Source organism: uncultured Flavobacterium sp., from assembly GCF_963975515.1.
GTDB lineage: Bacteria > Bacteroidota > Bacteroidia > Flavobacteriales > Flavobacteriaceae > Flavobacterium.
Genome location: NZ_CAXBGY010000006.1, coordinates 64851 through 78652 on the forward strand (window position 1 = coordinate 64851; position 13802 = coordinate 78652).

11 protein-coding genes are annotated in these 13802 nt (G+C 30.6%); 10 read left to right on the forward strand and 1 reads right to left on the reverse strand.

Annotation, left to right across the window (positions count from 1 at the left end):
- Positions 1 to 4: 4 nt before the first annotated feature.
- The 9 genes from AAC008_RS08515 (at position 5) to AAC008_RS08555 (ending at position 11173) form a co-directional block, all read left to right on the forward strand.
- Positions 5 to 919: a tryptophan 2,3-dioxygenase family protein gene (locus tag AAC008_RS08515; protein ID WP_339888749.1), complete on the forward strand. Its 915-nt coding sequence runs from the start codon at positions 5 to 7 to the stop codon at positions 917 to 919.
- A 19-nt stretch (positions 920 to 938) separates the two neighbouring features.
- Positions 939 to 2177: a peptidoglycan DD-metalloendopeptidase family protein gene (locus tag AAC008_RS08520; RefSeq protein ID WP_339888750.1), complete on the forward strand. Its 1239-nt coding sequence runs from the start codon at positions 939 to 941 to the stop codon at positions 2175 to 2177.
- Between the two features lie 5 nt (positions 2178 to 2182).
- Complete coding sequence (gene pgi, locus AAC008_RS08525) at positions 2183 to 3820, forward strand: glucose-6-phosphate isomerase (protein WP_339888752.1); 1638 nt, start codon at positions 2183 to 2185, stop codon at positions 3818 to 3820.
- 95 nt (positions 3821 to 3915) lie between these two features.
- The gene (locus AAC008_RS08530; protein WP_339888753.1) at positions 3916 to 4350 is read left to right on the forward strand and encodes a hypothetical protein; all 435 of its coding nucleotides are present in this window, start codon (positions 3916 to 3918) and stop codon (positions 4348 to 4350) included.
- A gap of 75 nt (positions 4351 to 4425) precedes the next feature.
- Entirely contained in the window at positions 4426 to 4887 is a 462-nt protein-coding gene (locus AAC008_RS08535; protein ID WP_339888755.1) for a septal ring lytic transglycosylase RlpA family protein, read from the forward strand.
- Positions 4888 to 4997: 110 nt separating this feature from the next.
- A complete protein-coding gene (locus AAC008_RS08540) occupies positions 4998 to 5489 on the forward strand; it encodes a hypothetical protein (protein ID WP_339888756.1) in 492 nt (163 codons plus the stop codon).
- A gap of 7 nt (positions 5490 to 5496) precedes the next feature.
- On the forward strand, positions 5497 to 6606 hold the full coding sequence (locus tag AAC008_RS08545) for an efflux RND transporter periplasmic adaptor subunit (RefSeq protein ID WP_339888757.1): 1110 nt from the start codon (positions 5497 to 5499) through the stop codon (positions 6604 to 6606).
- A gap of 19 nt (positions 6607 to 6625) precedes the next feature.
- Positions 6626 to 9772, forward strand: a complete 3147-nt coding sequence (locus AAC008_RS08550; RefSeq protein ID WP_339888759.1) for an efflux RND transporter permease subunit — start codon at positions 6626 to 6628, stop codon at positions 9770 to 9772.
- Positions 9773 to 9781: 9 nt separating this feature from the next.
- Positions 9782 to 11173, forward strand: coding sequence for a TolC family protein (locus AAC008_RS08555; RefSeq protein ID WP_339888760.1), 1392 nt, complete (start codon positions 9782 to 9784; stop codon positions 11171 to 11173).
- 52 nt (positions 11174 to 11225) lie between these two features.
- Here the strand turns inward: AAC008_RS08555 and AAC008_RS08560 are convergent, their stop codons facing one another.
- Positions 11226 to 11693, reverse strand: a complete 468-nt coding sequence (locus AAC008_RS08560; protein WP_339888761.1) for a CYTH domain-containing protein — start codon at positions 11691 to 11693, stop codon at positions 11226 to 11228.
- Between the two features lie 72 nt (positions 11694 to 11765).
- Here AAC008_RS08560 and AAC008_RS08565 point away from each other — a divergent pair, with 72 nt between their 5' ends.
- Positions 11766 to 13796 carry a recombinase gene (locus tag AAC008_RS08565; RefSeq protein ID WP_339888762.1) on the forward strand — a complete coding sequence of 677 codons (2031 nt, stop codon included), beginning with the start codon at positions 11766 to 11768 and terminating at the stop codon, positions 13794 to 13796.
- Positions 13797 to 13802: the final 6 nt, after the last annotated feature.

Sequence of the window (13802 nt, forward strand, 5' to 3'; positions counted from 1 at the left end):
ATACATGGAAATAAATCCAGAAATTGAAAAAATAATTCAAGTTTTAGATGAAAAGTTTCAAAAAATAGATCAAAAAACTGAAGTACATTTAGAAGGTCTTCTTTGGGCAAAACCAATTACGTATTGGGATTATATCCAAACAGATGCACTTCTAAACCTTCAAACACAAAGAACAACTTTGCCTGATGAAATGGTTTTTATCATGTATCATCAGGTAAATGAGTTGTTATTCAAAATGATACTTTGGGAAATTAATCAAGTTTGTCATTTCGAAAAACTTTCTACACAATATTTTACCGAAAGATTAATGCGAATTTCTCGGTATTTTGATATGCTTACAACTTCATTCGATATTATGGGTGATGGAATGGAAGTAGATCAATATATGAAATTCAGAAATACATTAACGCCAGCAAGTGGTTTTCAAAGTGCTCAATATCGTATGATTGAATTTGCTTCAACAGATTTAATTAACCTTATTGATTATCGTTTTAGAGCTACAATTGATAGAAATACACCTTTCGAACATGCTTTTGAACACTTATATTGGCAAGCTGCAGGAAAAGATCATGCAACGGGTAAAAAATCATTTCTTCTTTTAGAATTTGAACGAAAATATAAAGCTGAATTTCTTCGTCACATGGAAGAATATAACACAATTAATATTTGGCAAAAATTCAAACAACTGCCAGAATTAGATCAAAAAAACCCACAACTTATTGAAGCAATGCGTCATTTTGACAAAACAGTAAACATTACTTGGGTAATGGGACACTTAAATGCTGCAAAAAAATATTTAGGAAGCGCAGAAGCTACGGGTGGAAGTAATTGGCAAAAATACATGCATCCAAAATACCAACGAAGGATATTTTTCCCTGAATTATGGACCAAAGATGAATTAGCAACATGGGGCGAATAAACCTAACAATACAAACGATTTGAAATACTTACTTTATATACTATTAACTATAACTTTATTTTCTTGTAAAAAAGAAGAACAAAAACCTCTAGTAAAAAAACCAGTTGAAAAACCAGAACTAATTATAAAAGATTTTGGAATAACATTTAATGATTATTTCACCAAAATAGATACTTTAAAATCTGGAGACACTTTTAGTACAATTTTAGAGGGTTATGAATTAAATAATAACTCTACTTTTCAAGTAACAGAAAAAATTAAAGATTCTTTTAACCTTCGCTCTATTAAGGCAGGAAAACCTTATTATTTGTTTTTAGATAAAAAGAATAAGAAAGACTTAAAATATTTTGTTTACGTAAAAGATAAAACTAGTTATTTGGTTGTTGATTTTAGAGATTCAACTTTGGTTGTTCAAGAAAAAGTTCGACCCTCAACAATAAAAAGAAGAACTATAGCTGCTGAGATTGAAGGTTCTTTGTCAGAAACATTAAGTAAAGAAGGTGTTAGTGCTGGAGTTGCTTCAAAATTGGCAAAAATATTCGAATATTCAATCGACTTCTTTAAAATCAAGAAAGGTGATAAATTTGCAATTACTATCAAAGAACGCTTTATTCAAGATTCAATTTATGATGGTGTTGTAGCTATTGAAGGTTCTTATTTCGAATATAAAGGAAAAAAAATCTATGCTTTTCCATACAAAATGTCTGAAAATCAAAAAAATCCAGATTACTATGATGAAGAAGGAAAAGGATTGAAAAATATGTTCTTAAAAGCTCCTTTAGATTTCTTTAGAATTTCCTCAAAATTTTCAGGAAGACGTTTTCATCCAGTTCAACAACGATGGAAAGCCCATAACGGGACTGATTACGCAGCAGCACACGGAACACCAATTAAAACAACTGCTTCTGGAGTAGTTGAAAGAACAGGTTATACAGCTGGAAACGGAAATTATGTTAAAGTAAAACATACTCCAACTTATTCGACTCAATATTTACATATGTCTAAAATTTTAGTAAAAAATGGACAACGTGTATCACAAGGTCAGGTTATTGGAAAGGTAGGAAGTACAGGTTTGGCTACAGGACCACATGTTTGTTATCGTTTTTGGAAAAATGGCGTTCAAGTTGATCCATTGCGATTAAATTTACCTAATTCTGAACCAATGGATAAAAAAGAAAAAGGAAAATATATGGCAATTATAACTCCTTTAAAGAAAGAATTAGACAGTATAACTGCATTGAAATTTAAAGATGAATAATGATTATGGCATTGCAAAATACAAATCCAACAACTACTGAAGCTTGGATTAAATTAAGAGAACATTATTATGATATGCAAAACAATTCTATCAAAGAAATGTTTGCCAACGATGCTCAAAGAGCTGAAAAATTTCATATTAAATGGGAAGATTTTTTAGTTGATTACTCAAAAAATAATATTACTCAACAAACTATTGATTTGCTCTTAGAATTAGCCAATGAAGTAGGTCTAAAAGAAGCAATTCAATCTTATTTTTCAGGTAAAAACATAAATCAAACAGAAGATAGAGCGGTGCTTCATACAGCTCTAAGAGCTAATGAAAATGATACAGTTCTAGTTGATGGAAAAAATGTAATTCCAGAAATTTTTCAAGTAAAAGAGAAGATTAAAAACTTTTCAAATGAAATAATTTCAGGAAACAAAAAAGGGTACACAAACAAAGCATTTACAGATGTTGTAAATATAGGAATTGGTGGTTCAGATCTAGGACCAGCAATGGTTGTGGAAGCACTTCAATATTATAAAAACCAATTAAACGTTCATTTTGTTTCTAATGTCGATGGCGATCACGTAAACGAAATCATCAAAAAGTTAAATCCAGAAACGACTTTGTTTGTAATTGTTTCAAAAACATTTACAACGCAAGAAACGCTTTCAAATGCTGAAACTATTAGAGAATGGTTCTTAAAATCAGCAGGACAAGAAGATGTTGCCAAACATTTCGTTGCTGTTTCTACAAATATTGAAAAAGTTACTACTTTCGGAATAAATCCAGAAAACATTTTTCCAATGTGGGATTGGGTTGGAGGAAGATTTTCACTTTGGTCAGCAGTTGGTTTGTCAATTAGTTTAGCAGTTGGATTTGATAATTTCAACGCTTTATTAAAAGGAGCAAATAAAATGGATATTCATTTTAAAGAAACTTCTTTTGAAAATAATATTCCAGTTGTTTTAGCCTTAATCAGCGTTTGGTACAATAACTTTTTTGGTGCAGAAACAGAAGCTATAATTCCTTATACTCAATATTTACAAAAACTAGCTCCATACTTGCAACAAGGAATTATGGAAAGTAATGGTAAAAGTATAGGAAGAGATGGAAATCCAGTAAACTATCAAACCGGAACAATTATTTGGGGTGAACCTGGTACAAATTCACAACACGCGTTTTTTCAATTAATTCATCAAGGAACAAAATTAATTCCAACAGATTTTATAGGCTACAAAGAATCTCTTTACGCAAACAAAGACCATCACGATAAATTAATGTCAAACTTTTTTGCTCAAACAGAAGCCTTATTAATGGGTAAATCTGAAAGCGAAGTAAAAGACGAATTTGAAAAACAAGGAATTTCAAAAGAAAAAGCAGCATTTTTATTGCCATTTAAAGTGTTTAGAGGAGATAATCCAACAAATACTTTATTAATAAACAAACTTACACCAGAAACTTTAGGCTCATTAATTGCGCTGTATGAACATAAAATATTTGTACAAGGAATTATATGGAACATCTTCAGTTACGACCAATGGGGCGTCGAATTAGGTAAGCAATTAGCTAATTCAATTTTAGATGAAATAAATACCAAAGATGTAAAAAATCATGACAATTCAACCTCTTTTTTATTGAATCAATATTTAAAATAAAAAATTCTAAATATACCTTTATACCCTTTTAGCAAAAAAGTTAAAAGGGTTTTTATTTTTTACTATATTTGTTAAAACCAAAACAAACTAATTTTATGTATCAAACAATTCAATCTTTGCATTCAACCCTAGCTTTTGTCGCTATTGGAGTTTTATTATTAGCCGTTATTAACGCTATTTATGGATTATTAAACAAAAAATTATTTACTGCAAAAGATTTAAGATTATCCCTTTTTGCGTTAATTTTCTGTCATATTCAACTTTTGATTGGTTTGATTTTATATTTTGTTTCTGAAAAAGGATTTAAAGCTTTTGCAATTGAAGGAGCAATGAAAAATGCTGAATTAAGATTGACTATGTTAGAGCATCCTCTTATTAATATTATAGCGATTGTTTTAATTACAATAGGCTGGTCTAAACATAAAAAACAAGAAAGTCAAAACGGAAAATTTAAAAAAATTGCTGTTTTTTACGCATTAGGACTACTCTTAATACTATCAAGATTACCTTGGTCGAGTTGGATGGCATAGTTGTTGAATGGGTCATGCAAAAATCTTAACCTAAATAACAAGTTTCATTTTTAATGTTTGCTTTAAATTTTTATTATGAAAAATAATATATTAATTGGGGTTTTTGTATCATTTATAGCTTTGCTTAGTCTAACTAATTCAGCAAATAAAATTAATATTAAAAAAAATGTGTCATTATATGATACAGTTAAAATAGCAGATACAATTGAAGTTGACACTATAGACTTTAATGTTGAAATGTTTCAAGAGAACGCTCATGCATCATACTATGCTGATAGGTTTACAGGAAGAAGAACAGCAAGTGGTGCTATTTTTAACAACAAAGAACTTACTTGTGCTCACAAAACACTTCCATTTGGAACAAGGCTAAAAATTACTTCAATAAAAACTAAAAAATCTGTTACTGTAACAGTAACTGATAGAGGGCCTTTTGTTAAAGGAAGGCATATTGATTTATCTAAAAAAGCTTTTATGAAAATTGCACCTGACCGTTATGGTGGTCATATTCGAGTCAATATTGAAATATTAAAAGAATAAAAATCAGCGAAAGCTGATTTTTTTTTGCTCAAAAAAGTTTAACAAAAAATTATGTTCGGTTAGTTCGGTGTTTTGTGAACCTAATTTATCTTTGCAAAAATATTTTTAACATGCAACAAGAAAAACTAGAAATTATAGAACTGTTAGGGGTTCATTTTGAACAACTATATAATATTCCACCTTTAGCAGCAAGAATATTAGGAACATTAATAATTGATGGTTGTAAAAGCGGATTGACATTTGAAGATTTAGTCGGAAAAATGCAAGCTAGTAAAAGTTCAATTTCTACCAATTTGAATTTACTTCAAAAAATGGAAAAAATTAATTATTTCACAATAGTTGGTGATAGAAAAAAGTATTTCAAAGCAGCCCCTTTAAGTCAGCGATTAGAAAATTATTTGACTTTAGTAAACAATGAAAATGTATTAATTGATAAAATTATTAATTACAGGGAAAGAAACAATACTTGTTCTCAAGAAGAAATAAATCTTCAAAACAGTTATGCTTATAAAGAACATATGTTAAAAGCAGAACAACTTTTAACAACTACCATAAATAAATTCAAAGAAATAGAAATTAAAAACCAATCCAATAAACACTAGTTTGAAAATGAAAAAGAAAATATATTTTTTAAGCAGCTTATTACTAGCAATAAGTTTGCTTTCTTGTAATAACAAACAAGAAGATAAAAAAGAAAATCCACCAGCACCATATAAAGTAGTACAAGTTTCAAAAGATAACACTACGTTAATTGCAGAATATCCAACTAAATTAGAAGGAATTACTGACATAGATATTCGCGCAAAAGTAGATGGATATATTGAAAAAATATATGTTGATGAAGGTCAAGAAGTAAAAAAAGGTCAATTGCTTTTTAAATTAGAAACGCAAACGGCAACACAAGAAGCTGGAGCTGCAAAAGCAAAAGTAGACGCTGCACAAGTTGAAGTAAATCGTTTAATGCCTTTAGTGGAGCGCAAAATTATAAGTGATGTACAATTAGCATCAGCAAAAGCAAATTTAGCTAGTGTAAAAAGTACGTATCAAAGCATAATCGCAAGAATAAACTATGCGACTATTAAAAGTCCGGTAAACGGAATTGTAGGAACATTACCTCTTAGAATTGGAAGCTATGTAAGCAGTCAAACAGCTGAGCCATTAACTCGAATTTCAGATATTAGTAAAGTATATGCTTATTTTTCAATAAATGAAAAGGAACAATTAGACATTATGATGAATGCTGAAGGAAAAACTTTTCAAGATAAAATTGGAAAAATGCCTGCAGTAAATTTAGTTTTAAGTAATGGTTCAACATATAATGAATCAGGAAAAATAGAAACTTTTAGCGGTCAAGCTAACGCACAAACGGGTTCGTTTAATGTAAGAGCAAGTTTTCCAAATCCAAATAGATTATTGCGTTCTGGAGGAAGTGGAACGATTCAAATTCCAACCAATTTGAAAGATGTGATTTTAATTCCTCAAAACGCAACAGTAGAATTACAAGACAAACGAATTGCATTAATAGTAGACAATGAAAACAAAGTAAAATTTGTTCCAATTGAAGTTCGTGCAGTTCCTGGTGGAAAGTATTTTGTGGTAGACAAAGGATTAAATCCAAATGATAAATTCTTAGTAGAAGGTGTTGGAATTGTTACGGAAGGAACAGAAATTAAACCGGAAGTTACTGACCTAAAACAATTAGATAATCCTAAAAAATAATTAAAAACTAACACACATTATGTTTTCAAAATTTATTGACAGACCAGTATTGTCAACGGTGATATCTATTATCATCGTCATATTGGGAGTTTTAGGATTAACCTCGCTTCCAGTCTCACAATATCCAGAAATAGCACCGCCAACTGTATCAGTATCTGCAAATTATCAAGGAGCAAGTGCTGATGTTGTAATGAACTCGGTTGTAATTCCATTAGAAGAACAAATTAATGGTGTGGAAGACATGACTTACATGACTTCTACTTCAAATAATGATGGTTCAGCTTCGATTAATATTTATTTTAAATTAGGAACAAACCCTGATTTAGCAGCTGTGAATGTTCAAAATAGAGTTTCTCGTGCGACACCTTTACTACCTCAAGAAGTAACTAAAGCTGGTGTAACAACTTCAAAAAGACAAAGTGATAATATCTTGATTTTCTCTTTATATAGTGAGAATCCTGAATATGATGATACATTTCTTCAGAATTATGCGAACATCAATATTTTACCAAAAATTAAGCGTGTAGCTGGTGTTGGTGATGCTGTTATATTTGGACAGAGAGATTATTCAATGCGAATTTGGTTAAAACCAGATGTAATGGCTGCTTATGGACTTGTTCCATCAGATGTTTCTGCATTATTAGCAGAACAAAATATTGAAGCTGCTCCAGGACAATTAGGGGAAAGTGGTGATCAATCTTTTCAATATGCCTTAAAATACAAAGGACGTTTACAAAGTACTGAAGAGTTTGAACAAATTATTGTTCGCTCAACAGAAGGTGGAGAAGTTCTTAGATTAAAAGATGTAGCAAGAATAGAACTTGGAGCGGTGAGTTATGCAGGTAGTGCAAGAACAAACGGAAATAAATCTGTAGCAATTGCTATTGCGCAAACGGCTGGTTCCAATGCTCAAGAAGTTATTGAAAACTCGTTAAAAGTATTAGATGTTTCGGCTGTTAATTTCCCTAAAGGTGTAAAATATGCAATTCTTATTAACGCAAATGATTTCTTAGAGGAATCTATTTCTAAAGTTATTTATACATTAATTGAAGCTTTTTTATTAGTGTTTTTGGTTGTTTTCGTGTTTTTACAAGATTGGAGATCAACGTTAATTCCAGCTATTTCGGTACCTGTTGCTATTGTTGGAACCTTTTTTTTCTTAAGTTTATTTGGCTTTACAATTAATTTACTTACACTGTTTGCATTGGTACTTGCCGTCGGAATCGTGGTGGATGATGCAATTGTGGTAGTAGAAGCTGTGCATGCTAAAATGGAAGCAGGAGAGAAAGATCCTAAAAAAGCAGCCCATAGTGCCATGAATGATATTAGTAGCGCTATTATATCAATTACGTTAGTTATGTCGGCAGTTTTTATTCCGGTATCTTTTATTAGTGGCTCAGCTGGAGTTTTCTACAAACAGTTTGGATTAACATTAGCGGTGTCAATTGTATTGTCTGCAATAAATGCACTTACTCTTTCACCGGCTTTGTGTGCAATATTCTTAAAGCCTCATAACGGAGAAGAAAAAAAGAAAGGCTTTTTACAACGTTTTTATACCGCTTTTAATGTTGGTTTTGAAATAACAACTGTAAAATATAAAAGAGGCGTTGAATTTTTCATCAAACGTAAATGGGTAGCATTTTTAGGAATAGCAGTTTTTGCTGGAATATTCGTTTTATTATTAAATATTACTCCAAAAGCATTTGTACCTGGTGAAGATACTGGAGCAATTTTATCTGATGTATCTCTTCCTCCTGGAACTTCTCTAGAAAGAACAGAAGAAGTATTATTACAGATTGAAAATAAAGTAAAAGATTTACCTGAAATTAAAGAAGTACTTCGTATTTCTGGTCGAAGTTTAATTAGTGGAACAGGAAGTAATTACGGAATGGTTATCGTAAAATTAAAACCATGGGCAGATCGTCCAGATGCAAATCAGGAAATTACGGCTGTTGTTGGAGAATTGTTTAAACGAGCTTCTTCAGTAAAAGATGCTAAAGTATTATTCTTTGGTCGTCCAACATTAGTAGGGTTTGGTTTTACCAATGGATTTGAATTTCAATTACAAGATCAAAAAGGGGGAACTATTAAAGAATTAAGTGAAGTGAATAATAAATTCTTAGCGGCTTTAAACAGTCGTCCAGAAATAAAATATGCAGCCACTTCATTTTCTCCAAATTATCCTCAATATCTAATTAATCTTGATGTTGCTAATATTAAAAACTCAGGATTAACTGTAACCGATGTATTAGGAACAATGCAAGGATATTACGGTGGAGTTTATGCCTCTAACTTTAATAAATTTGGAAAACAATATAGAGTAGTTTATCAATCTGATCCAAAATTTAGAACAGACCCAGCATCATTAAATAGTGTTATGGTTAGAAATAATAAGGGTCAAATGGCTCCTATTTCACAATTTGTGACTTTAGAAAAAGTTTTTGGTCCACAAGCTATTGAACGTTTTAACCTGTTTACTTCTATAAAAATTACGGGTGCTCCTAACGATGGATTTAGTACTGGTGATGCAATTGCGGCAGTACAAGAAGTTGCTAGTGAAAGTTTACCAATTGGTTACGGTTACGAATTCTCAGGTTTAACCCGTGAAGAAATTAGTGCAGGTGGACAAACACTTTATATTTTCTTATTGTGTTTAATATTTGTTTATTTTTTATTAGCAGCTCAATACGAAAGTTATATGTTGCCATTTGCAGTTTTACTATCCTTACCTGTTGGTTTGGCTGGTGCCTATATTTTTGCCTATTTCTTTAATGTAAGTAATAACATTTATCTCCAAATTACATTAATTATGCTGATTGGTCTTTTGGCCAAGAATGCCATTCTTATAGTTGAATTTGCAGCAGATGCCCGAAGAAAAGGTTGGAGTATTTCTCAAGCTGCATTGCAAGGGGCAACGGCACGTTTACGTCCAATTTTGATGACATCATTTGCCTTTATTCTTGGATTAATGCCTTTAATGTTAGCAAGAGGAGCTGGAGCAGTAGGAAATAAAGCTATTGGAACTGGTGCAATTGGTGGAATGTTGATAGGAACTATTTTAGGAGTTTTTGTAATTCCGGTTTTGTATATCATTTTCCAAACTTTACAAGAAAAAGTAAGTACCAAGACTATTGAAACAACTAAAGGAGATACTGAAAACTTATAAGCACACATCATGAAAAAACAACATATAATCAAAGGAAGTCTTTTAGTATTCACCATGCTTATAGTACAATCGTGTTTTGTAGCTAAAGATTATGAAAAGCCTCAAATAAATACAGATAACCTTTACAGAACAGAGCAAATAGCTGATAGTACATCTTTAGCTAAAATGTCTTGGGATAAAATTTTTACTGATGAATTGCTTCAAAATCACATAAAAGAAGCTATTCAAAATAACCTAGATATGAAAATTGCTTTGCAAAATATGGCTGCTGCTGAAGCGACTATGAAACAAGGTAAAGCTGGTTATTTTCCAACAGTGAACGGAAATGCAACATGGACACATCAAGAAACATCTGAAAATAGTCAGTTTGGTGCATTGTTTAGTAGTATTGATCAATACGAATTATCTGCAAAATTATCATGGGAAGCAGATATTTGGGGTAAAATAAGAAGTAATAAAAGAGCCGTTGCTGCTAAATTTTTAGAATCTGCTGTAGCTCGTCAAGCTGTGCAAACAGAATTGGTTGCTAATGTTGCCTCTATATATTATCAATTATTAGCTATTGATTCTCAAATTAAAGTTGTGAATACTACTTTAGTGAACAGAAACACAAGTGTTGAGGTAATTAAAGCCCTAAAAGAAGCTGGAAATGTAAATGAAGTTGCTGTTAAGCAAACAGAAGCCCAACAATATGCAGCCCAAATTATTTTAGAAGATTTAAAATATAATGTAAAAGTTTTAGAAAACTCTTTTAATCAATTATTAGGAAAAGCTTCTAATACAGTAGCAAGAACGGTTTTTGAAAATCAAATAATTAAAGCCGAAATCAAAACAGGTTTGCCTACTTTTTTATTAAGTCAAAGACCTGATGTTGTTGCTGCAGAATTGAACTTTAGAAATACTTTTGAATTAACAAATGTGGCTAGAAGTACTTTTTATCCTTCTTTAACATTAACGGCTACTGGTGGTTTGCAAGCATTAGAGTTACAAGATTGGTTTAGTGCAAAATCTATTTTTGCAAATGTGATTACAGGATTAACACAACCAATTTTTAACCAGAGACAAAATAAAACACGTTTAGAAGTTGCGAAGGCCAATCAACAAAAAGCCTATTTACAATTTGAAAAATCATTATTAGTTGCCGGAAAAGAAGTTTCTGATGCATTAGCTAATTATGAAAATGAAACCAATAAATTGGTAATCAGAAAAAAACAAGTGGATGCTTTAAAAATTGCAGCTGATTATTCGGATGAATTATTGCAATATGGAATGGTTAATTATTTAGAAGTATTAACAGCAAAAGACAATGCTTTAAATACAGAAATTAATTTTATAGATAATAAATACAAACAACTCAATGCCGTTATTACACTTTACAAGGCATTAGGTGGCGGAATTTAATTTAATAAAAACCCTGCTTACGCAGGGTTTTTTATTTTAAATCATACTATAATTACCATTTTACAAAAGGTTTTTTGCTCAAGTAAGCATTATAATAACGTTCGTCACCAGTAACTTCTTTTCCTAACCAATCTGGTTTTTCAAAAGATTCGTTTTCTGATTGCAATTCAATTTCAGCAATAATTAAGCCTTTGTTTTCTCCTTCAAAAATATCTACTTCAAAAGTATGATTGCCTAATTCAATATCATAACGAATTTTATCAATTACACCACTTTCGCAAATTTGCAATAAAGATTCAGCTTCTTTTACATCAATTTCTTTTTCCCATTCCATTCTGCTTAAGCCATTTTCGTTGCTTTTTCCTTTTATGGTCAAGTAACCTTTTTTTCCTTTAATTCTCACTCTAACCGTTCTCTCTGGGACTGATGAAAGATAACCTTGAACAATTCTGTTTTCGACTTTAAATTGCTTTAAAAAATCTTTTGAAGTCACTAAAAATTTGCGTTCGATTTCTATCATTGGTGTTGTTTTATTTTATAATTTCGTCAAAATTAAGAAATGATTTTTTAATACAACTAATTCATTCAATTTATGAATGTTAGGCATCAGTTTCAACAAGATAAATCTATTAAGGAACTCTTTGAAAATCATTTCAATAAGAACACTTATGCCGACGAAAAATTACTATTTCTTGTCGATTTAATTCACGTATTTAGACCAAAAAAACCAAAAGAAGTTGAACAAATTTCATTGGTTGAATTTATTGAATTTCTTCAAGCTAACCCAAATCATATTGTTCTCTTTAGAAATTACTTTAAAACCATAATAAACAAAAATAAGTTTTCTAGACTTTTAACGGATTCAGGAATTTTAAATGACAATCACTTTTTAAGCGAAATTAAAAAAAGAATATTTGAAAAATTTTTACCATTTCAACCTGAAAAAGGCACACTTCAATTTGTATTAAATCAGGTTTTTTATTTGAGTACTGATCCAATTTGGATCAATAAAATTCCTTATAGTCAAATTGTTGTCATCTATGAATTACTTGGCTTTAAAGATATTTATGGCAATATAAAAGAAGAAACTCCATTTTCAGAAATTGTTTTAGCCATGCAAATTCTTGCTCAAAGAATGAGTGGAAGAGCTTTGGAAAATGATGTTATAAAAATGGTTCCTGAATATTCAAATTTTGAAAGCCCTTTCTTGGGTTTTGAAAAGGAGTTAAATCATTTGGAAAATATTATTCGAACTAATAATTACCATTATATAAACTCATCTGAGCTTGTTTACAAGCAGCTTTTATTACTCCATAAACAATGTGATGATTTTGTAGATAAAGCTTTTTTAAACAGCTCTAAATACGGCATTTCGTTAACGGTTAACCAAAGTTTACTTCGCATTAGACAACAATTAGTAAGGATTAAAGAGTTGTTGCCACTAATCGTTGTGGAAACGGATGAAGACAAAATTAGAAATAGCACACTAGTCTTGTTAAAACTTATTCGATACAATTGCTACAGAAACAATATTAGAAAGTTATTTCTAGAAAGCACTCAATTAATTTCTTATGAAATTACGCAGCACACAGCAAAATCTGGACAGAAATATATAACAGATGGTTATAAAGAATATTTTACCATGTTCTACAAAGCAATTGGTGGTGGGTTTATCGTTGGTTTTTTATGTCTGTTTAAATTATTGAGTTCAAAAGTGGATACTTCAGCCTTTGGACATGCTTTTTTGTATAGTTTTAATTATGCTTTTGGATTTATTGTAATTTTCTTATTGGGATTTACATTAGCAACAAAGCAACCTGCAATGACTGCTGCAACTATTGCTCAAACTCTTGATGAAGGGATGAAAAACAAAAATCAGGCAAAAGATAAACATAACCTTTTTGCTAGATTATTTGCTCGTATTTTTAGAACTCAATTTATAGCTTTTGTAGGGAATGTTCTTTTTGCTTTTCCTGTTTCGTTGTTCTTAATTTGGTTTTTAGATTTTTCTTTAGGAACAAATTTAGCTGAAGCAAAAGCCGAAAAATTAATAACTGATTTAAGTCCAATTCATTCTTTAGCAATTATTCATGCTGCAATTGCTGGAATTTACTTGTTCTTATCAGGAATAATTTCTGGAAACATTTCAAACAGAAATAAACATTATCAAGTAGCTTATCGTATTCAGGAAAACCCTTTTCTAAAACAAACTTTTGGTATTCAAAAAACTAAAAAAATCTCCAATTGGGTTAATGAGAATTGGGCTGGTGTAATTTCAAACATGTGGTTTGGTGTGTTCTTAGGAAGCACAGGTTCGTTGGGAGTTTTCTTTGGATTAAACCTAGACATTCGTCACATAACATTTGCCAGTGGAAATTTTGCTTTAGGTTTATATGGAAATCATTTTTCTATTGATTTTTGGTCTTTATTTTGGTCCATAATTGGAATTGGATTAATAGGTTTTATAAATTTTATTGTTAGTTTTACTTTGTCAATGTTTTTAGCTCTTCGCTCAAGAAATATACCTTTATCAGAATTACATTTGCTTAATAAGTCTATATTTAATTACTTTAAAAAAGCACCATTAAATTTCTTTTTTCCTATAAAAGACAAAGTAATTTAATAATTT